Source organism: Marisediminitalea oceani, from assembly GCF_003731635.1.
Classification (GTDB): Bacteria; Pseudomonadota; Gammaproteobacteria; order Enterobacterales; family Alteromonadaceae; genus Alteromonas; species Alteromonas oceani.
Genome location: NZ_RCUA01000073.1, coordinates 24,073 through 44,646, shown reverse-complemented (window position 1 = coordinate 44,646; position 20,574 = coordinate 24,073). Strand labels below are relative to the sequence as shown.

Here is a 20,574-nt window from a genome sequence, read left to right as displayed (position 1 = left end):
GTGGGCCGCTTTTTTCGTTCAGGCCCTTAACTCCTGTAGCAGCCAGGCTTTGGCGAATTTAAGATCTCTTTCGGCCGTGCGTGAAGAGATATTGAGTATAGGGGCCAACTCCTCAGCGCTTAATCCGGCGAAAAAATTCAGTTCTACTACCTGCGCTTTGCGTTCATCCTGACGGGACAGTTGCTCAAGCGCATCGTTTAGCTGAATAATATTGGCCTGGTTGGTTTTTTCTCCCAACGCTCCTTCATCCAGTGTTATACAGGTATGTGCCCGCCCCCGTTTCTGAGCATTCGCCGAACGGGCGTAATCAACCAGTATTCGCCTTAACATTCGCCCCGCAATGCTCATAAAGTGATGTTTGCTTGTGTAATGCAATTCGGTATTTATCAGCCGTATGTAGGCTTCATTGACCAGAGCCGTGGCCTGCAAAGTGTGGTCGGGGCGCTCTTGCTTTACGTAATACTGAGCTAGTCTGCGCAACTCACCATAGAGTAGTTCACTGAGCGCATTTAACGCGCTGGCATCGCCATATTGCCAGCGTTCCAGCAGTCCTGTTACGTCTTCTTTTGGTGTTTCAGCAAGGTCAAGCATACGCGGTTATGTTTTGATGAGTGTAAAAAGTAATCAAAATGTATTAGGTTTATTAAAGCATGTTCGAACAGGGAAGCAAATGGATACAATTGAATGGCAGCAAATTGAAACCTATTTCCACAAAGCGCTGGAGTTACCTGTAAGTCAGCGAAATGCTTTTATCGGCGAACAATTCGCCAACCAGCCGCAAGTTCGTGATGCGATCCTGAGAATGCTCGAACATGCAGAAAATACCGCTTCACTTAATGCCATTGTTGAGCAGGCGGCGTCCTCTGTTGTCGATTCCAGTGTTGATTTAACCGGTACCATGGCCGGTAACTATCAGCTAATCAGAAAAATAGACAGCGGAGGGATGGGCGCGGTTTATCTCGCTGAAAGAGCGGATCAGCAGTTTCAGAAGCAAGTGGCTGTTAAATTGATTAATACCGCTGTTCGCGAGCCGTATCTAGCTGCACGTTTTATAGAAGAGCGGCAAACGCTGGCTAACCTCGAGCATGCCAATATCACCCGTTTGTATGATGGTGGCTCAACCGACAATGATATCCCTTTCCTGGTGATGGAATATGTCGATGGTACTCCGCTTGATCGGTATTGCGAGGAACGTCAGCTGACGCTGCGCGCTCGTCTGCAACTCTTCCTGAAAGTCTGTGATGCTCTGCAATATGCCCATCAGAAACTGGTTATTCATTGTGATTTGAAACCGGCGAATATTCTGGTTGATGCCGCTGGCGAGCCTAAACTGATGGATTTTGGTATCGCCCGGTTGATTGATAAAGCGGTGAGTAATGATGATGCGTCAAAATCAATGACCCTGAGTTACGCCAGCCCCGAGCAACTGGCCGGAAAACCGGTCAGTGTGGCTACAGATGTTTTTGCCCTCGGCCTGATCCTGCATAAGTTAGTAAGTGAAGGTCTGCCCATTGAGACAGTTCATAGTTCCTCAGCCCGGTTGGAACAACTGGAAAGGCTGGCTCCCATTGAAGTTGCCAGCTCAGCAGGGTATCCCAGAGGCAGAGTGCTTGATGCCATTATCTATCATGCGGTGCAGTTCAAGCCCCAGGATCGCTATTCGTCGGTCAGTGATATGCGCAAGGACATCGATAACTATCTGCATCATTATCCTGTAACCGCGTTTGCACCGGGTCCCTGGTATCGCTGTGGATTGTATTTACAGCGCAATATGATTTCCGCCGCACTCACATGCTCGCTGGTGGTGGTAATGCTGGTTACTTCAGTGACTATCTGGCAGCAATCTAATGCTGTAGCACAGCAAAAAGAGGTTGCCGAACGAGAACGCGACAGTGCGCAGCTGGCACAGCAAAAAGCAGAGTCAGTGTCAGAGTTTATCACCGACATGTTCTACGAACTCAAGCCTGATAATGCCAAAGGCAGTGAAGTAACGGTGATGGAGGTCATTGAGAAGACCATTGACAGATTAAATGATGACGACCAGGCCGGGTTGGTTGAGCAGCCATTGGTCAACGCAGAGATTCGCCTGACTATTGGCAATATGCTCTGGCAGATAGGCAACATTAAACAATCCATTGTGCAGTTAGAAACCGCTGTAGCACTTTATGAGCAACACTCCGGGCAGGATACTAAAGCTTATTTAACCACCCTGAATGCCCTGGCGAATGCTTACAGTCGGGCCGACCGCCACCCTGAACGCTTGCCGATTGCCGAAAAAATTGTAAACGCAGCCCGAGAGGTACATGGGGAAAATGCACGGCGAACGCTTGGCTATACACTGAACCTTGGGGGCTACTATAACGATATGGAACAGCCTGAAAAGGCGATTGATATTCACCTTGATGTGCTGGAAAGGGCGGTGCAACATCTGGGTGAAGATAACGATGTTACTATTATTACTTTAGCTAGCTTAGGTAATGATTATTATCGTTATGGCGACGAAGAGCAGGCAATTAGCTACTTTAATCGTGCGCTTGAGGATGCTACCCGCGCATTTGGCGAACAACACACATTGGTATTGTATTCAATGGAACGCCTTGTGAGCATTTACAGTGGTGGATTAACCACCGATAAAGCCGGTGAGGAAATGGCTATCCGCTATCTCGACTTATCCACCAGGATGTTGGGAGAGCGCCATCAGGATACGCTCAGGGCAAAGTATTTACTGGCCCGAATTTTATATCAGAAACACCAATATGATGCGTCGCTGGTGATGATTGAAGAAGCTATCCCAGTGTTAACTGAAGTGCTGGGGCCAAAGCATTATCGGGTTATTGATTTGCACAGTTTGCGCGCTACTGTTCTGATGGAAGGCGGGCAATTGGAACAGGCTCTGGTTGCTTCGCAGCAGGTGCTGGCAGCTAAAACTGAGCGTTATGGAAAAATTGATGATTACACCATCCGAGAACAACACAAGCTGGGTGATATCTACCTGCGTTTACGGCAACTCGGTAAAGCGGAACTGAGTTTTAAAGAAGCCTTGCAACGGTGGCAAGAGTTACCAGTAAATAATCCAAATGATTATGAAAACCGCTTTATCGGCGAGCACGAGGCTCTATTGGCTTTGGCGGCGGTGTATCACTTAAAACAACAACCTGATAAGCAGGCTGAAATGATCGCCAGAGCGACTCGCATAGAAAACGAACAGTCACAGTATTCATACCGGGAACATGATGTCTATTTCCCTGACCAGGTCAAAGAGCCGCTTTGACATCTGGTTATGGAGTTGTTTAAAAAATAAACTGGCAGGCTTACCCAAAGGGTGTTACTATGCGCCCGCCTTTGAAAGGTACTATTTCAATTTGCTTCACGCTTCTTCCGTTAGTCCGAGTAAGTCCCCGTAGAGATTCACATTCTGACCGTCTGATATGAGCAAGGTAAACACCGATAGCCTTTTTCTTTCGTGCAACTGCGAGTCGTGCATGGACTCATTATTCCGTACTAACTAATACACCGAGGTATTATGTCTTTTAGTCAACTAGGGCTGTGTGACCCACTTCTTAAATCTATTAAAGAGAAGGGCTACAGCTCGCCTTCGCCGATTCAGCAAGAGGCGATTCCGGCTATTTTAACCGGCCGCGATGTGCTGGCCGCAGCGCAAACCGGTACCGGTAAAACCGCAGGCTTTGCCCTGCCGGTTCTGCAACGCCTGGCGGCGGGTCCGAAAACCAAAGCCAATCACGTGCGAGCGCTTATTCTCACGCCAACCCGCGAGCTGGCCGCTCAGGTCGAAACCAATATCCGTGAATATAAAACCCACCTGCGTTTAAAGAGCGCCGTGGTGTTTGGCGGCGTGGGTATCAACCCGCAAATGAAAATACTACGCTCCGGGGTAGACGTGCTGGTGGCAACGCCGGGCCGTTTACTGGACTTGTATCAGCAAAATGCAGTGAAGTTTGAGCAACTGGAAATCCTGGTACTGGACGAAGCCGATCGTATGCTCGATATGGGCTTTATCCACGACATTAAGCGTATCCTTAAGTTGCTGCCAGCGCAGCGCCAGTCGCTGTTATTCTCGGCCACCTTTGCCGACAATGTCATGACACTGGCTGAGTCAATTACCCGTAATCCGATTAAACTGGCGGTCACGCCGGCGAATACCACCGTTGAGAAGATTGAGCAGCAACTGGTTGCCGTCGATAAATCGAAAAAAATTCCGGCCCTGACCAGTCTGATAAAACAACAAAAATGGCAACAGGTGCTGGTATTCAGTCGCACCAAACATGGCGCCAATCGTATTGCCGCCAAACTGGAAAGTGCTGGTTTGCCCAGCGCTGCTATTCATGGCAACAAGAGTCAGGGCGCTCGTACAGCGGCACTTAAAGCGTTTAAAGACGGCAGTATAAAGGTACTGGTGGCGACCGACATTGCTGCCCGTGGCATTGATATCAGCGAGTTACCGGTAGTCATTAATCTGGACCTGCCAAATACCGCTGCCGACTACGTGCATCGTATCGGGCGGACCGGTCGTGCAGGGTCTGCCGGACAGGCGTGGTCGCTGGTAAGCGCAGACGAACTGGATCAGTTAAAGGATATAGAGCGTCTGATTCAACAGTTAATACCGCGTGTTACGCTGGATGGCTTTGCTCCAAACCAACCGCTGGCAGAAAGCAAATTACTGCCACCGAAAAAAATTAAAAAGCCAAAGAAGGCAAAAAATACTTCGTCAGAAGCGGCCGTTAAACCACAGCGCACTGGCAAGAGCCATCAGCGGGACGGTAAGAGCCCTCAACGGAATAATAACAACCCTCAGCGTAACGGTAATAACTCCCAACGTTCTGGCAAAGCGGCTGATAACGATGGTCAGTCTCGTCCGCCGCGTCGTCGCAGAGTCAATCCTCAGGCGAAGCGTAAAACCGTAGAAGCCTGATATGAAATAAAGCCCTGTACATTGCTTGCAGGGCTTTATACACCGAAAAATGTTCTGTTTAGACAGTTGGCTAAATTCTATTTGCGAAATGTAAATGATGTTAGCCAAAAGTTGCAAGGAGCATGATCCCTTCACAAAAAGACCTCGTAACCGTATTTGTCACAACACAACAACGAGGAATTAACTATGAACAGGACCATGTCGCTCCTTGCAGCGTGCAGTCTACCACTTTTTTTAGCCGGTTGCTTATCCGACGATGACGACGATGAGGTAGTACAACCGGATCCTGAGTTTGCCAATGTGCGGGTCATTCACGCCGCTTCTGATGCGCCGTTGGTTAACATTACGGCCAATGATGCCATCCTTAATAACCTTGAGGGTGTTGATTATCAGGTTGCGTCTGGCCGCTTTGAGGTTGAAACCGGCACTTACGATATTGGCGTAACCGCCATACTGCCAGGAGACGATGCTGAAGTTCTGCAAGCGGACGTTACACTGGAAGCTGATACCAATTATGATGTTTTTGCCGTAGGCAGTGTGGCGGATGATTCGCTGATGCTGTTGCCGGTAACCAGTGCTGAAACGCCCGTAACCGCAGGTAATGCGCAGGTTCAGATTGTCCATGCAGCATCAGCGGCGCCCACTGTAGATATTTACGTTACTGCCCCGGATGCGGCACTGGCTGATGAGCAACCCCTGGTCACTGCTGAATTTACCGATGCCACTGACTTAGTGCAGGTGCCAGCCGGTGAATACCGCATACGAATCACTCCGGCAGGAAGTATGGATGTCGTGTTTGACTCCGGTACCGTAGCGCTGGCCGATGGTGCTGATTTACTGGTAGCTGCTACCAACAACACCGGCAGCGGTGACTCACCGGTAACATTACTGGTTGCCGATGGCGAGGGCGCAGTTAAATTGTGGGACGTAAATACTACTGCTGATATTCGAGTAGTGCACGGTATAAGCGATGCCCCGGCGGTTGACGTGATTGCTAATAACGAACTGGTATTAATTGATGCTCTGGCATTTCCTATGGCCACCGATTATCTGTCAGTGATGCCTGCAGACTACCTGATTGATGTAGTGGCAGACGCTGATAACAGTATTGTGGCCATCGATGATGCAGCGATTACTTTGGAAACAGGTATGTCTTACACGGCCATCGCAAATAATGAGCTGGCAGCTCCGGAGCTTGATCTGCTAATGGATATGCCGCGCCGTGTGGCGACTGAAGCGAAAGTTCGTATTATCCATGCCTCACCTGCGGCAGGCAGCGTGGATATTTATGTGACCGGCGACGGCGAAATTGCGGATGCAGACCCGGCGTTTGCGGGCGTTGATTATTCAACCGACGCACTGGCTGAAACCGGTTATGTTAGCCTGGCAGCCGGCGAATATTTTGTAACCGTGACAGCGGCAGGAACCAAAGAGGGAGCGATTGCTACCGGTTCATTAATGCTTGATGCCGGCAATGTGTATACTGCCATTGCAGTAAATGGTGCAATGGAAGGTGCATTGCCACAGCTGGTACTGCTGGATGATTTCGTGACGACACCGTAAAAGAGTCACCACATAACCTCAGTAGCAAGCTCGTATTTCGGGCAAAGAAAAAGCCTGATAAGGATACCTTATCAGGCTTTTTTGATGTTGCTTTACCGGCTTACTTTAAGCGTAGCTCGAAGGTATTGCTGTAAGCTGATACTTCACCGTCTTTGTAAGCCTGCACACGGTAGGCATAGTTGCCGCTGGCTAACACGCCGGCATCGTCGGTTACTGCGGTAATGTTTTGACCTACCACCGCGATGCGCTCGAACTGGATCTGACCTTTCTGCTTAACGCCTCTTTCCAGATAAAAGCCCTGCTCATCACCGCTATTATCGGCCCAGCTTAGATAAACAGTGTTGCCATTCTGAGAAGCCGACAGGTTACCCGGCGCTGCCAGTGTGCCTGGTTGTGGTGCAGGTTGTTGATCGGACGATTCACTAACTGATACCTGAATGCTTGCTGAGGTAGCTTCGTAGCTGGCGTTCACCGCGGTTACCCGATACCAGTAGTTATCGGCAGACGGCACTGAATCAGTATACTCAGCGCTTCCTGCAACTGCGGTACCCACCGATTCATAACGTGTTTTACCACGGAACTTTACGGCACGCTCAATAACGAAGTAGTCGGCGTTATTGTTCGTATTGGTCCAGCTCAAAGTTACGTCAAGGCCGTTGGCAGCGGCAATTAAGTTTTCCGGTGCAGTAAGTGCCATAGGATCATTAACTGCAACGTTAATACTGGTACTGTTAAGCGCGCCGGCGTCGTCTGTTACGGTTAACGTGACGGTATAGTTGCCTCCGGTTGGATAAGCATAGCTTACCGACTGGCCTGCAGCAGTGTCGCCGTTACCAAAGTCCCACTCGTAGCGAGTGATAGCGCCATCATTGTCGTATGAACCTGAAGTACTGAAAAAGGCGGTATCACCGATGTTGTAACTGGTGGTCATCGCATCAATCACTGCCACCGGTACTTCGTTAGTCACCTGAACCAGGGTTGTAGCAGAATTAGTCAGGCCGTCATTATCGGTGACGGTCAGGCTAACCTGATAAGTGCCGGCTGCGTCATATACATGAGAAACCTCAGCCTGAGACGAGGTCGTACCGTCTCCCAGGTTCCACTGGTAAGCCACAATATTGCCATCGGCATCGCTTGAACCCGCGCCACTGAAAGTGATCGCAGAGCCAAAGCTTACAGAGGTGGCAGTTTGACTGATGCTTGCCACTGGCGCGGTGTAATTACCCAGGTTCATCGCATAGTTTACTGCTGCCTGGGCATCAACGAGACCATGACCAAATACATTATCGTCGCCGTTGGCACCAATGTCTTTAGCGGTGCTGAACAGACCGTTTTCAATCTCATCAGCTGAAATCCCCGGATTGGCTGCAACCATAAGCGCGGCTACGCCAGCAGCCACAGGTGATGAAAAAGATGTGCCGCTGTAGTTAACGTACTGACCATTCAGATAGGTAGTGCCGATGCTGACGCCCGGTGCAGTTAAATCTACATAAGTACCCCAGTCAGAAAAATACGCTTTATTGTCGTTTTGATCGGTGGCGCCTACGCCAACGAAGCTGGTGTAGTCAGGAAAAGTAGGGTACTCAGTGCCGGAGTTACCTGCAGACATAAACAGTAAACCGTTGCGATCGCGCAGGTACTTTGCGGCTGCATCGATGGTGGCAGACTGAATGCCGCCATAGCTCAGGTTAACCACACGAGCTCCGTTGTCGGCTGCGTATTCAATACACTTTGCCATGGTAGAAATATAAGCTGAGCTATTGGTATCACTAATGGCAATTCTGACCGGAATTATATCGACATTCCAGTTCACCCCGGCAAGGCCGGTGCCATTGTTACCCACTGCACCTATGGTGCCAGCCGTGCCGGTACCGTGACCGTTGGCGTCTTCGATATAACTGGTGCCTTCTTCGGCATTGTAAGCCAGGTCGGTGCGCAGGTTCGCCGCCAGATCAGGGTGATCGGCATCAAACCCGGTGTCACAAACTGCTACTAATACACTGTTGCTACCTGTGGTGACATCCCAGGCCTGCTGGCTGTTGATGTTATTATGATGCCACTGACCAGAGAAGCTCGGGTCGTTAGGCTGGACGGTAGGTGCCATGGCCTGATCGGCCTCAGCAAATTCTACCAACCCGCTGTGTTTTAATATTTTGGCAATTGCTTTTTCACGTCCTTTACCGTTGAACGTGGCAATGGTAATACCGGAGTTAGGCAATGTTTTTTCTGCCAGTAACCCCTGACTGTTAAGCAAACTATTGAGGCCTTTTAGTTCACTGGCTGAGGCACCGCTTAGCTTTTTATATAAAACGGTACCGGGGCGAACGTCATCCGTTGACTTTGGTGCAGCCAGCAGGGTCGCTGGTACAATCATCATTAAAGCTGGAAGTACGTACGAATACGCAGCGTTTTTTTGGCTATTGCGGTGCATTAGCAGGCTCCTAAATACGGCTACAACATGAGTCTTGGTGATATGCATTCTAACTTTCGATTAACAAAATACGTGATGATTACCCATACAAAGGTATTTTGTTTTGTATAGCGGGGGAGAACAAACAGCGAAGCAACCTGTCCGTTTGGGAACAGGTATTCAAGGGTGAGTCTCACTACAACCACTTATTATTCTTATGCGGGAAAGTATGGACACATTTCGTGCAGAAGTAAAATTCTGCTTAGCTTTGTTATTACAGCCGGTCTTTTGCTACGTAACAAAAACGGAGCCGACAGGTTTTCCGCCGGTTAAGACTTTCCCCCGGAGCAAAAATCGCGGAAAATAAGGTTTTCTAATCCGGCATATGCCAGCAGGCAGGCCATTAAGAGCGGAAGTGATCATGCCAAAGGCAAGTGAAATTAAAAAAAATAACACCATCCTGTTTAACGGAAAAACCTGTATTGTGCGGGACATTGACCGTTCTGTGCCCCAGGGGCGAGCAGGTGGCAGTATCTATCGGATGCGTATGTACGACGTGGTGAGTGGTGCTAAGTTCGATGAAACCTTCAAAGATTCTGACATGCTCGAAATGGCTGATTTGGTTCGCCGGCCGGCTATGTTTTCTTATATTGACGGTGACGAATATGTGTTTCTGGATAAGGAAGACTACACGCCGTACCACCTTAATAAAGAAAGTATTGCTGACGAAGTATTATTCATCAACGAAGATACCGATGGTCTGCTGGTAGTCATCGTTAGCGACGTGCCGGTAGCCCTCGATTTACCGATGAGTGTGGAACTGGAAGTCACCGAAACCGATCCGTCAATTAAAGGGGCTTCAGCCACTTCCCGTACCAAACCGGCCACGTTATCCACCGGGCTGGTTGTGCAGGTGCCGGAATACATCAGCACCGGTGAATGGATAAAAATCAATACCGAAGAGCGCAAATTTCAAAGCCGCGCCGATAAACACTAGGCCGGACTGGACATGACTCGTGAAGTGAAGATTGAAGACCTGGTGGTTGGTGAAGGCAAAGCTGCGGAAAAGGGGGCATTAATTACAGCTCATTATCGGGGCTGGCTGGCTAGTGGCAGTGAGTTTGACTCGTCGCATAAAAAGGGCCGCCCGTTTCAGACCGTGCTATCAAAAAACAAGGTCATTCAGGGCTGGTTTATTGGTTTACAGGGGATGAAGGTTGGCGGGAAGCGAAGGCTTTGGGTACCGTCAGAACTGGCCTACGGGGAGCGCCAGATTGGTGAAATTATTCCGCCGAACAGTGATTTAACCTTCGAAATTGAGTTATTGGAAGTCCTCACCCGCGATGACTAACCATTGGTAGTGATACCCGCTGCGGCAACAGCCAGGCCGCAGCTATTCATCCGCACTATATTGTTTAATAAAAGATGCACAGTCGCCGCTATGCATGTTGTCTATTAAGTACTGAATTTTCCAGCTCGGGCCCACTTTGACGAGCTGGAAGCTATTTACCCCGCAATGACTCAGCTCACCATCCAGATAAAACACATAGGGCGTCCATACAGCGGCCAGATTATCGCTTTGTTGCACGGTAACCGCTAACAGCTTTTCATCCAGGTACTTGTCGGTCTGAGTAACAAACCCGGCAAACTGACTGATGTCGTTACTTTTTATGTTACCGCCTGGTTCAGCACGTTGCAGTAGCGCGCCGTTGGTGAACTGCGCTGCCAGTTGCTCGCCGTCATGCGCGCGCATGGCGTTAAACAGCGCCGTAACAGGCGTTTCCGGAGACTGGGCAACCCCTTCAAAACTCATGGAAAACAAGGTAATGGTAAATAACAGTGAAATGGGCTTTGGCATGAGACTTGTTGCTATTAAGTTACAAATTAAGCACATTATGAGAATTTCACTGAGGCGTCAAACTGGTAATTTTTTCGCCAGCCGGATAAATTATAGGCATCTGCGTAGTGGTTGTATAAACAAGTGGTAGTGTTTTCTGAGGGAGCAGAGGCATGTGCGCGGTTTTTAAAATCACTCGCAGGGGGGCAAATGACCTTAGCCGAAATCGAATGTATTGCAGACAGCTGGCAGGATCGGTGTCAGAAACTGACGACGATTGTTGATATGCAAACCTCCATTGCCAAAGTGGGCATGGATCTGACTTGTGTGATGCAAATTATTGTTAAACACTGCCTGGTGCTGGTGCAATGTGATGGGGCGGCAATCGAATTTAAAGAAGGCAATGATATGGTCTACCGGGCGACATCCGGGGTGGCTGAGCCTTTTTTAGGACACAGTATTCCGATCGATAACAGTTTGTCCGGATTTTGTCTGCAAACCGGTAAAGTTCAGCTGTGTAATGATGTTACCGTAAACCGCCGGGCCAATCAGGCGGCCTGTGCCGAAATCGGTGTTGCCTCAATGCTGTTGATCCCCCTCCATCATCATGACCATACGGTTGGTGTGCTCAAGGTTTTTTCTCATAGGAAACATCACTTTACGTCGCGGGATACTGCTGCTTTAAAGCTGGTATCAGAGCAGATGGCCGCCACGCTTTATTACTGCCACCGCTTTGTTGCCGACAATTTGGTTTATCAGGCCACGCACGACTCAATGACTAACCTGTTAAATCGCTCGGCCTTCATGGAGCAACTAAATCGTGAATACTCTTTGTGCGAGTCTTATCCGGGACGAAAGTTCGGCGTTTTTATTATCGACATGAACGGTCTAAAAGCGGTCAATGACGAACTGGGTCACCGGGCGGGAGATAGCATGCTCAGTGAACTGGCCCGGCGGTTATTAAAGGCTTTTCGGCCAACGGATAAAGTGGCCCGTATTGGCGGCGACGAATTTGGTGTGCTGATGAGCAATATCCAGCAGGAAGATGCAGTGAAAAGTATTCACCGGCGCTTTGAGCGTTCTCTGGAACCCGAGTTTGAATTTGAAGGTTGTTCACTTAACCTCAGTGCGAGTATTGGCTGGGCGGTCTATCCCGACTGTGCGCAAACCATCAATGATTTGCTGGATAAAGCGGATACGCACATGTATAAGAATAAAAACGCCCACTACATGGGCGCCCATATTTAATCAGCTTTCATTCGTTGGGTGACGGCGCGGGCATGCCAGATGGCCGGAACAATCACTAATAGCGCAATGGCCAGGAGAACCCATGTTGAGAGCCACTGGAATTCAGAGAGCCTGGCAATGTCCCCAGCAATCTCATTGTTTTCGTGCTTTGCTATGGCTACCGCCCCGATCGCAGCTTCTCTTGCCATTGAGATCCCACCGCTAATGGCACTTTGCCAGCCAACTGCCGACAACGAAGCAAATGCCTGATAGCCAACCGCTGAGGCTCCAAATGCCAGTACACCAAAGGCAACCGTGCCGGTACCAATAACGCCAACACCAACGCCTCCAATGGTGATAATACCAAAGGAAATGATGCCTACACTCACCGGCGCCACCGCCACGCCGCCCCAGGCAAATAGCAGGCCTCTGGCGTGGGTACCCGCGGCAATCCACCCATAGGCTGGCGTGTCGGTATGTTCAGGCATGCCAAACTGAAAATGACAAAGTGGTACGCCCAGTAGCCTGAAGGGGCTGATATATTCCCGCTGTTTAGCGCCAGCCCGGTGGGCACTGGCCATAAAAGCCTCGGGCTGCGTTATTCGTTCGAGGGCGCGCAGATCTTTCATGGCGCCGAACATTGTTTTCACCAGTATCACATAACTGATCACGAGTCCGGCAACAACGGTTTGTGATAGCAGGCTCAGAGTAACAGCGTGTTGCGGGAATACGTAGCAAAGCGCTTTTAGCCCTACCATGCCGGCAATGTAGAGGGCGGCGAATACAAAAAACAGCGTAACCGATTTTTTCACCAGATGCCGTTCACGCTTGGTGCGTGATTGGGCCAGGCTGGCTCTAAGGCTGAACCATGAACCAATCAGCCCGGAGACCGAGGCTAACAGGGCCGCGAACGAGGCAAACTTAAACAGCAAGCCGGTCTTTACGGCACTACCACCTAAAACGACTGCTTTCGCCGGTGGCGATATACCACTGATCATGGTCATAACCGCTACTGTAAAGGCGGCGCCGGGCTTACTGTGTTTAAGCGTATCCTCAACAAAGACCGCCATGGCCTCTTTAAGCAATTTTCGGCCTCGCGAGATACGCTGTTTTACGGCATCTTCGCTAAGTTCCAGTTCTTCGGCGACCCGCTGCACAGACTGCTCTTCCCGGTAAAACAATATCATCGGTTCACGATAAAGCGGCTCCATTTGATCAAGTACCTGCCATAACAAAGCCTGGTGTTGTTCACTGATCGCGGTTTGCTCCAAAGCAGCCTCGTCAACAATGTCCTGTTCGGTAGTTAACTGGATATCCTGGTGCTGAGTTTCTTTAACGGTTTTGCGATAGTGCCGGCTGACCTTAAAACGCAAAATGCCACAAAGCCAGGACTTAAGTTTTTCCGGATCGTGCAGGGTATCCAGTTTACGCCAGCCCTCAACGAAAGCCTCCTGGGCTATATCTTCGCTATGCCTGAGATCGCCGGTAGACGAATAAGCCAGCGAACAAAGCAGGGTCTGGTAGCGATTTACTATCTCGCTATAGGCTTGCCGGTTACCACCGAGCGAAAGCATAACCAGTGTGGCATCGCCTTTCCCGGCAACGGAGGAGCGCTTGTTAAATAAATTCATGCTGTCTTTTCATAGCTACTTTGGGTGTATGTGCCTGCCTGGGAATAAAAGGTGACAGAAAATTCAAAAAATACTTTTTCATCTTTTTTGTCACCTTTCTCATGCTGCCTGGCTCTTATCCGTTAAATCCCTCTGCACTGCCTGAGTTGCCGGGGGGAGAAACTACTTTAACGGTTTAAATGGAGAACACCTATTATGAATATGCTTAATCAGACAATGCGCCACTTTTTTGGATTATTTGCTATTGCGTCCATACTGCTTCCGGTTTGCGCCTTTGCAAACGAATTACCGGAACTGGTGGATAACTTTAAACATCAGACTCAAAACAACCTGGGAGTGCAGCGCCAGTTTATGAATGATACGGTTGCCGGTGGCAGCAGCGAAAGTGAAGTGACTGTCCAGGGCGGTAAAATGCATCTCACTGGTAATCTCATCCCTCCTCGTGGGCAGCCCGCCTGGGCCAGTTCGATTCTGCTACTCGATGCTCAGGGAAAGCCTATGGATGCCTCCGGATATCAGGGGATCCGTCTGAAGGTTAAAATCAATCAGGGACTTATGTCAGTCTCAGCCAATAGCGCAGAGGTTGAAAACTTTGATTATCATGCTGCGCCGGTACTGATTAAGGCAGACAATAAATTTCATGAGGTTAAGCTTCCTTTTAGCAGTTTAAAACGGGCCTGGTCAGAACAGACCTCACTGGATGCCAGTACGCTGAATAGCCTGAGCATAGTGGCTTTTGCTATGCAGCAGTCGGCTTATGATTTTGTTATAGACGAAATCGGCTTTTACTAACCTCAAGCGCAGGTAATACCACATGACCATGTCTACCGAACGCATCGAATATCTCGATGCGCTACGTGCTTTTGCTCTGATACTTGGGGTGGTTTTTCACGCCGGATTATCGTTTATGCCGGTATTTATTGGCTGGGCTGTAATGGATATTAATACCAGCCCGGCAATCAGTATTTTTAGCCTGGTGAGTCACTCATTTCGGATGCCACTGTTTTTTTTGATTGCGGGGTTTTTTACCTGCATGTCACTGCAAAAATATGGTGTGAATGCGTTAGTGACGTCACGCGCGGTACGCTTGGGAATACCTTTTATCGCCGGTTGGTTTCTGCTCAGGCCATTACTGGTCTCAGGCTGGGTAATGGGCGGTGCGAGTATGCGTGGTGAAGCCGATATACCAGATGGCTTGTGGCAGGGCCTGCAAAGTCTGACGGAGCTGCCTGCCGGTATGTTTACCGGTACTCACTTGTGGTTTCTTTACTACCTGATGCTGTGTACCGCTATCGCTGTGGTGCTGATAAAGCTGCTTGAGCGAGTGCCCGCGACTTCGCAATCACTGACCGTTGTGGGCAGGCGAGTTCTGGTCTGGCTATGTGCTAGCCGCTCGGGGTTGATGCTGCGATGTTTGCTGGTGGCTGGCTGCCTGTGGTGGATGGATCACTGGGGGCTCGATACACCGGATAAGTCACTGTGGCCCCATCTGCCATTGTTGCTAATTTATGGTGGCTTTTTCCTGCTTGGATGGGGCTTGTACCAACACCAGTTTTTACTGGCAGACTTCATGCAGATTAACTGGCATCGACTTACCTCGCTTGGGATTGCCGTAATGGGAGCGATTTATCTGTCTGCTTACGAAATGCATCCCGGACAGGAATACTATCTTTACTTCAAAGCCGGGTTTGTAGTCTGTTATGCCAGCATGATGTGGCTGTTGATTGCAGTATTAATGACCGTTTGTAAGCGGCTATTTAGTCAGCCAAATACGGCCATTCGTTTTTTGTCGGCGCGGGCCTACTGGCTTTATCTGATTCACTTGCCACTGGTTGTGTGGTTGCAGGTGGCCTTTGCTGAAATGCCGCTGTACTGGATAGTTAAGCTAATCAGTATTACGGTTCTTACCCTGGCTACCGCCTTTGTCTTGTTTGAATTGATAGTTAAAAAAACGTGGGTAAAGCACATCCTTAGCGGCGCGAGTAAACCATTGGCTGAGCGGGCAGGTTAAGCCTGAACAGGCTCCGTTGCCGGAGCCTGGTTTGTTGCGATGATAACAGCAGATGTTAGCTGGTGGTGTCAAGCACTATGCCGTCGACGTAATTACGCGGGTAAAGTGAATCAACCACAAATTGAGGGATGAAGCCCTTCGAGGAGGCAACCACCACTTTTGAGTTAATGTCGACCATGCGGATGTTAAGAATGATGCCGCGGTCATTGTAGGTCATGGTGCCGGATAAAATCTATTTTATGTAGGGATTACGCTCCAGTTCGCCTAAGTTGCGGCTGAATACAAAGTCGCCACTACCGCCAACATGGATCACACCTGTGGTTTTATAATCGACAACAGGGATGCCAAACTCCTGCAACTCAGTAATGAAGCTTTCCGCCATTTGGTTGCCCAGAATGTTGGTGTGGGAAAGTGAACTATCCAGATCTACCAGAGAGGTGACTGCAACCGGTGTATTAGTTGAGACATAGCGCATATTCTCAATTAACTTCATAGTCATTTGCTCAGCATAATCGCCGAGTAATTTATGGGTAAACACTGGCCGGTAAGTATGAGCCGGTGGCGCCCATCCTGAAACCGGCGTGGCTCTGGGAATGTAGGGATCCACGCCCTGCAGGCGATCCTGATGCGGCCGGTACTGAACTTGCTGACGTGGTGGCTTAGAATAGTCGGTTATAGCGGCGGGGGCCGGTTGTTCGGGCGCTACCGCATAGGCTTCAGAGCTTGCGCTATGCTGATGGGGTGGTTGTGTTTGCGCGTGTTCAGTGGTGCAGCACCCAGCCAGCAGTACGGCCGAGAGCGTCAGGCCGGATAAAATGATGTTACTTTTCATACTACCTCCTTAATTATACCTCGAAGATAGTTATTAACCGTTTCTGCTCAGGCCGCTATTGGTATTACTCTTAGCAAGACTAAGCCGGTTGCTTAGGCTACACCGTTAAAGGAAGGTCGATTATGACTCGCGTGCCTTGCTGTTGGCCTGAATCGATGGTGAGCTGAGCGCCGATAAATCGAGCTCTTTCCCGCATGGAAATAAGCCCAAGTGATGAAGGTTTTGGTTGGGTTTGTGTAAGGCCAATGCCGTTGTCGGTAACCTCAATGTGAATAGCTTCTTCAGCATAAGTAATATCGATTTCAACCGCTGTGGCACCGGCATGTTTAGCGATGTTGGAGAGGGCCTCCTGAATAATTCGGTAAATATTAATACGCACTTCATCGCTTAGCGATGGTGACGTTCCCTGACTATGTAACTGACAGTGAATACCTGACCGCTGCATTGATTTAAGGGTGTCGCTATTGCGCAGCACGTGTTCCAAAGGCAGGGTGTCGATACCGGCTGGACGCAATCTGCCGATACTCTGTTTCATGGCGCTATACAGTTCATCAAGCTTGCAGGAGATGGTACTAAGAGAATTATTTTGTGCTGGCATGCGAGATGCGACCAGGCCAAGCTGAAGTTGTAAATCCACGATTCGATGGCCAAAGTCATCGTGCAGATCCCGCGACAGCCGTTTGCGTTCAGCCTCCTGGGTGGCAACCAATTGATTAGACAGCGCCTGGATATCATTAATAGCTTCCTGTAGCAGTCGGTTTTTCTCTTCCATTTCCTTGTTGGCTGCCAGTAATTGGTCTGTCATCTGTTGCGACTGTTCTACAGCAGCTCCCAAGATTAATACGGTAATAGACATGGCAACAATGTAAAACTGATGCTCCAGGGGGGACTCACCTGAATTTAAGGAAGCAACGAAAGCGGTTAATCCTATCAGCAGTGTGGCCAGCGCGCCGCCATGCAGGCCAAAGCGGTAGGAGAGATACAAGGCCGGTAATATGGCGATGTATTTTAGCTGATAGGTAAAATCCAAACCGGAGCGAAATGACAGAATTACTGAAAATAGGGTAGTTACCCACAACAGCGTTAATAGCAAAAGTGGTTTGCTTCGTATAGTGGTTAGTTTACTCTGGAGCAGGATAATTATAATGGGCGTCAGGACCAGGATGCCAACAAAATCTCCGAGGATAAAGTCAAACCAGACAGGCCAGAATATGTCCCTGAATTCGCTGTTCTCTATTGCTCGCCGGCCCAGAAAAATCAGCCCCAGCAGAGCACTTAAGGTAACCCCTGAGAGCAAGAAGCTCATCACTGAATTGACGTTATCGAAAAAAGGCCGGCGGTTATACTTTCTGAACAGCCATACGCATACCATTACAGCGGCTGGCGACAGCACTAAATGTACAATCAGCCAGCCATAGCTACCGCTCATAAAAGCACTTTCGTCAAGCGCCGCACCGGGTGAAAACAAAGCAAAGAAAACAAGCTTTTCTGCGATAACCAATGCCGGCCAGGCCCGGTAAGGGCAAACTAAAAAGGCGGCAAGCCTGATGCCGGCGGGAAGATACCAACTGACGGTTGCGGTTACGGTTTCAAATTCGCTGCTCACCAGCCAGAAGGCTTGAAATACACAGGTATAGACCAGTCCCATCAACAAATAGCGACAGCTGAACAGGCTTTGTAAGGATGAAGTAAAAGACGACATCCTGGACAATGGCGCTGGTACCACAAAGGTCCTGGTGAAAAGTTTATGCGCCGGGTGCATGAATAAAATCATCCAGGCTCAGAATACCTTCATTCAGCGCGATCCGCAGTAGTTCGAACTGTGATGTTACTCCCAGCTTATGATAAATGTTTGTCCGGTGCACCATGATGGTTTTTGGCATAGTATTAAGCTGACTGGAAATTCGTTTAGGTTGCAACCCCCTGGCTAGCAATAAAAACACTTCTCTTTCCCGTTCAGTGAGTTCCGAAAAGGCGTTGTTGTGGCCAAAAGCAAGCTTGTTACTTAAATCGGTGCTGAGATAATTATCGCCGTTTTCCAGTACATCCAACGCGCACATCAGCTCTTTGGTTGCCGCAGTTTTAGTGACGTAGCCGTCGGCACCAAGTTCCAGCGCTTTAGAAATATAGCCGACGTGTTCATACATGCTTACCATCAGGCAGCGAACATCAGGGTAGTTGGTTTTAATGGTATTCAGCACGTCAAAACCGGAGGCTTCCTGCAGTGAAATATCAATGATTGCTACGTCCACATCTGCCAGAACATCTGCATTCGGCAGCTCTTCTATCGCTGCAACATCAAACAAAACATGCCAGCCAAATTCCTGCTCAACCAGGTTTTTAATGCCGTCCCTGACTAATTCGTGATCATCAATAATTATAATATGCATCAGCAAGTCCTTTTTTCACCGCACCAGTGTAACGCGACTTGGGATTACCTCAAATAAGCCAATGGCTTAGAAGGGGCGGTGTACGCAAAGTATGCAATTAAGGCTTCAACTCTTTTTCCAGTTGGGGTAATGTCTTAACCAAACAGTAACCCTATAAAAACAGAACTAAAAGCGATATTGCATGCTGTTTAACTCCTACGAATTTATCTTTGCGTTTTTGCCGCTGACCATTTTACTGGTGTGGTTGTTTGGACGGTATGCTTCATTTCAAGCCGTTGTTTGTGTGCTGGTGCTGGCCTCATTATTTTTCTATGGCTGGTGGAATCCGGCTTACCTGGCGATCATTCTGGTCTCCATGGTACTCAACTACCAGTTAGGTAAACGCCTCAGTAAAAGCCGCGAAAAAGTAACCTTGTATCTCGGCGTTTTCCTGAACTTATTGTCGCTGGGTTACTTTAAATACACCGATTTTGTTCTGGAGAACGTTAACTTATTGTTGGACACTCCTTTACCGCTTCCCGGTGTGGTATTGCCTCTGGCCATATCGTTTTTTACCTTCCAGCAAATTGCTTATCTGGTGGACTCTTATCGTGGCGAAACTGTAGAAAAACATCCGTTGGACTATGCGTTGTTTGTGACGTTTTTTCCGCAACTGATAGCGGGCCCCATAGTCCACCATAAAGAAATGTTGCCTCAATTTGCCAATGGCCATGCCTCTATCACAGCCAGAAATCTGGGACTGGGATTGTCGATATTTGCGCTGGGGTTATTTAAGAAGGCGGTACTTGCCGATGGTGTAGCAGGCTATGCCAACGTTGCTTTTATTAATGTGGATAATGGCGTAACACTGGACTTTTTTGCCGCCTGGGCCGGCGCCCTGGCCTATACCTTCCAGCTCTATTTTGATTTTTCCGGGTATTCCGATATGGCCATCGGATTGGCCAGAATGTTTGGCATCATTTTGCCATTAAATTTCTATTCGCCTTATAAGTCCGTCAATATTTCTGAGTTCTGGCGCCGTTGGCATATGACGTTATCCCGTTTTCTTCGTGACTATTTGTACATTGCCCTGGGAGGAAACCGGGCCGGTAATTTCAATCGATACCGCAATTTGTTTCTAACTATGGTCATTGGCGGGATCTGGCATGGTGCGGGTTGGAACTTTTTAATCTGGGGGGCTCTGCATGGTTCTTATCTGATTATTTTTCATGCCTGGCGTTACCTGTGTCCCGCGTTGCATGCGTTGCAGAATGGCTTGGCCCGTATGCTAGGTTGGGCCGTAACTTTTGTGGGTGTGGTCGTTGGGTGGGTCTTTTTCCGTGCGGTTACTTTTGACGGCGCTATGACTATGTTAAAGGGAATGTTTGGCGGTTACGGCGTATCTATTCCCCAAGGGGTCTGGACCCGCTTAGGCGAATCCGTAACAGGGATTTTATCGCAGATCGGGATAACCGAGTCTTCCGCCGGAAGCAGCGCTTTTGTTGAAGTGTGGGTGTGGAATTTCTGTCTATTAATAGTGGTGCTGATGATGCCGAATACTCAGGATATTTTTAGTCGGGTGGCTGGCTCGTTGAGCAAGTTATCTTATGACCGACGCGATACTTTTTGGCCCGGGTTTAAGCTGGTCAGTGGGATTGGCTGGAAAGCAAATACGCGCTGGGCGCTTATTTCAGCGATATTGTTTGTGGCTGGGGTACTCACTTTGTCACAGGTGAGTGAATTTCTGTATTTTCAGTTTTAGCC

Annotated in this window: 15 protein-coding genes and 1 pseudogene; 9 read left to right on the top strand and 7 right to left on the bottom strand. The window is 49.0% G+C overall.

The genetic code is table 11. The annotated features are described in order from the left end of the window. Nucleotides 1–18 precede the first annotated feature (18 nt). Nucleotides 19–591: an ECF-type sigma factor gene (locus D9T21_RS18995; RefSeq protein ID WP_123326785.1), complete on the bottom strand. Its 573-nt coding sequence runs from the start codon at nt 589–591 to the stop codon at nt 19–21. A 79-nt stretch (nt 592–670) separates the two neighbouring features. Here D9T21_RS18995 and D9T21_RS18990 point away from each other — a divergent pair, with 79 nt between their 5' ends. From D9T21_RS18990 to D9T21_RS18980, 3 genes are all read left to right on the top strand, one after another. Further along, the gene (locus D9T21_RS18990; RefSeq protein WP_164464763.1) at nt 671–3,271 is read left to right on the top strand and encodes a serine/threonine-protein kinase; all 2,601 of its coding nucleotides are present in this window, start codon (nt 671–673) and stop codon (nt 3,269–3,271) included. Nucleotides 3,272–3,523: 252 nt separating this feature from the next. Next, nucleotides 3,524–4,930 (top strand): DEAD/DEAH box helicase, encoded by a 1,407-nt coding sequence (locus D9T21_RS18985; protein WP_123326783.1) that lies wholly within the window; start codon nt 3,524–3,526, stop codon nt 4,928–4,930. A gap of 186 nt (nt 4,931–5,116) precedes the next feature. After that, nucleotides 5,117–6,493 carry a DUF4397 domain-containing protein gene (locus tag D9T21_RS18980; RefSeq protein ID WP_123326782.1) on the top strand — a complete coding sequence of 459 codons (1,377 nt, stop codon included), beginning with the start codon at nt 5,117–5,119 and terminating at the stop codon, nt 6,491–6,493. 100 nt (nt 6,494–6,593) lie between these two features. Here D9T21_RS18980 and D9T21_RS18975 read toward each other — a convergent pair whose 3' ends face one another. Next, nucleotides 6,594–8,870: a S8 family serine peptidase gene (locus D9T21_RS18975; protein WP_206427303.1), complete on the bottom strand. Its 2,277-nt coding sequence runs from the start codon at nt 8,868–8,870 to the stop codon at nt 6,594–6,596. A 454-nt stretch (nt 8,871–9,324) separates the two neighbouring features. Here D9T21_RS18975 and efpL point away from each other — a divergent pair, with 454 nt between their 5' ends. Both efpL and D9T21_RS18965 read left to right on the top strand, forming a co-directional pair. Then, on the top strand, nt 9,325–9,900 hold the full coding sequence (efpL, locus tag D9T21_RS18970) for an elongation factor P-like protein EfpL (RefSeq protein ID WP_123326780.1): 576 nt from the start codon (nt 9,325–9,327) through the stop codon (nt 9,898–9,900). A 12-nt stretch (nt 9,901–9,912) separates the two neighbouring features. Then, nucleotides 9,913–10,254: an FKBP-type peptidyl-prolyl cis-trans isomerase gene (locus tag D9T21_RS18965; protein WP_123326779.1), complete on the top strand. Its 342-nt coding sequence runs from the start codon at nt 9,913–9,915 to the stop codon at nt 10,252–10,254. A gap of 42 nt (nt 10,255–10,296) precedes the next feature. Here D9T21_RS18965 and D9T21_RS18960 read toward each other — a convergent pair whose 3' ends face one another. Next, nucleotides 10,297–10,761, bottom strand: coding sequence for a nuclear transport factor 2 family protein (locus tag D9T21_RS18960; protein WP_123326778.1), 465 nt, complete (start codon nt 10,759–10,761; stop codon nt 10,297–10,299). A gap of 189 nt (nt 10,762–10,950) precedes the next feature. Here D9T21_RS18960 and D9T21_RS18955 point away from each other — a divergent pair, with 189 nt between their 5' ends. After that, nucleotides 10,951–11,988: a sensor domain-containing diguanylate cyclase gene (locus D9T21_RS18955; protein WP_123326777.1), complete on the top strand. Its 1,038-nt coding sequence runs from the start codon at nt 10,951–10,953 to the stop codon at nt 11,986–11,988. Here the strand turns inward: D9T21_RS18955 and D9T21_RS18950 are convergent. Next, a complete protein-coding gene (locus tag D9T21_RS18950; RefSeq protein ID WP_123326776.1) occupies nt 11,985–13,598 on the bottom strand; it encodes an RNA polymerase sigma factor in 1,614 nt (537 codons plus the stop codon). The genes D9T21_RS18955 and D9T21_RS18950 overlap by 4 nt on opposite strands. Nucleotides 13,599–13,793: 195 nt before the next feature. Between D9T21_RS18950 and D9T21_RS18945 the strand changes: the two genes are divergently transcribed. Both D9T21_RS18945 and D9T21_RS18940 read left to right on the top strand, forming a co-directional pair. Then, nucleotides 13,794–14,390 carry a CIA30 family protein gene (locus D9T21_RS18945; RefSeq protein WP_206427302.1) on the top strand — a complete coding sequence of 199 codons (597 nt, stop codon included), beginning with the start codon at nt 13,794–13,796 and terminating at the stop codon, nt 14,388–14,390. Between the two features lie 22 nt (nt 14,391–14,412). Further along, nucleotides 14,413–15,609 (top strand): acyltransferase family protein, encoded by a 1,197-nt coding sequence (locus D9T21_RS18940; protein WP_123326775.1) that lies wholly within the window; start codon nt 14,413–14,415, stop codon nt 15,607–15,609. 55 nt (nt 15,610–15,664) lie between these two features. On the opposite strand, the pseudogene D9T21_RS23230 reads toward D9T21_RS18940, so the two are convergent. From D9T21_RS23230 to D9T21_RS18925, 3 genes and pseudogenes are all read right to left on the bottom strand, one after another. Continuing rightward, nucleotides 15,665–16,441: pseudogene (locus tag D9T21_RS23230) on the bottom strand (FlgO family outer membrane protein). A gap of 97 nt (nt 16,442–16,538) precedes the next feature. Further along, entirely contained in the window at nt 16,539–18,215 is a 1,677-nt protein-coding gene (locus tag D9T21_RS18930; protein WP_123326773.1) for an MASE1 domain-containing protein, read from the bottom strand. After that, complete coding sequence (locus tag D9T21_RS18925; RefSeq protein WP_123326772.1) at nt 18,187–18,831, bottom strand: response regulator transcription factor; 645 nt, start codon at nt 18,829–18,831, stop codon at nt 18,187–18,189. The genes D9T21_RS18930 and D9T21_RS18925 overlap by 29 nt, the downstream gene beginning before the upstream one ends. A 181-nt stretch (nt 18,832–19,012) precedes the next feature. Between D9T21_RS18925 and D9T21_RS18920 the strand changes: the two genes are divergently transcribed. Beyond that, on the top strand, nt 19,013–20,572 hold the full coding sequence (locus tag D9T21_RS18920; RefSeq protein WP_123326771.1) for an MBOAT family O-acyltransferase: 1,560 nt from the start codon (nt 19,013–19,015) through the stop codon (nt 20,570–20,572). The last annotated feature ends 2 nt before the right edge of the window (nt 20,573–20,574 follow it).

What these genes read in the sequence shown, in the direction of transcription:
- D9T21_RS18995 (WP_123326785.1), bottom strand. Translation starts at nt 591, where the DNA reads ATGCTTGACCTTGCTGAAACACCAAAAGAAGACGTAACAGGACTGCTG.
- D9T21_RS18990 (WP_164464763.1), top strand. Translation starts at nt 671, where the DNA reads ATGGATACAATTGAATGGCAGCAAATTGAAACCTATTTCCACAAAGCG.
- D9T21_RS18985 (WP_123326783.1), top strand. Translation starts at nt 3,524, where the DNA reads ATGTCTTTTAGTCAACTAGGGCTGTGTGACCCACTTCTTAAATCTATT.
- D9T21_RS18980 (WP_123326782.1), top strand. Translation starts at nt 5,117, where the DNA reads ATGAACAGGACCATGTCGCTCCTTGCAGCGTGCAGTCTACCACTTTTT.
- D9T21_RS18975 (WP_206427303.1), bottom strand. Translation starts at nt 8,870, where the DNA reads ATGATGATTGTACCAGCGACCCTGCTGGCTGCACCAAAGTCAACGGAT.
- efpL (WP_123326780.1), top strand. Translation starts at nt 9,325, where the DNA reads ATGCCAAAGGCAAGTGAAATTAAAAAAAATAACACCATCCTGTTTAAC.
- D9T21_RS18965 (WP_123326779.1), top strand. Translation starts at nt 9,913, where the DNA reads ATGACTCGTGAAGTGAAGATTGAAGACCTGGTGGTTGGTGAAGGCAAA.
- D9T21_RS18960 (WP_123326778.1), bottom strand. Translation starts at nt 10,761, where the DNA reads ATGCCAAAGCCCATTTCACTGTTATTTACCATTACCTTGTTTTCCATG.
- D9T21_RS18955 (WP_123326777.1), top strand. Translation starts at nt 10,951, where the DNA reads ATGACCTTAGCCGAAATCGAATGTATTGCAGACAGCTGGCAGGATCGG.
- D9T21_RS18950 (WP_123326776.1), bottom strand. Translation starts at nt 13,598, where the DNA reads ATGAATTTATTTAACAAGCGCTCCTCCGTTGCCGGGAAAGGCGATGCC.
- D9T21_RS18945 (WP_206427302.1), top strand. Translation starts at nt 13,794, where the DNA reads ATGAATATGCTTAATCAGACAATGCGCCACTTTTTTGGATTATTTGCT.
- D9T21_RS18940 (WP_123326775.1), top strand. Translation starts at nt 14,413, where the DNA reads ATGACCATGTCTACCGAACGCATCGAATATCTCGATGCGCTACGTGCT.
- D9T21_RS18930 (WP_123326773.1), bottom strand. Translation starts at nt 18,215, where the DNA reads ATGATTTTATTCATGCACCCGGCGCATAAACTTTTCACCAGGACCTTT.
- D9T21_RS18925 (WP_123326772.1), bottom strand. Translation starts at nt 18,831, where the DNA reads ATGCATATTATAATTATTGATGATCACGAATTAGTCAGGGACGGCATT.
- D9T21_RS18920 (WP_123326771.1), top strand. Translation starts at nt 19,013, where the DNA reads ATGCTGTTTAACTCCTACGAATTTATCTTTGCGTTTTTGCCGCTGACC.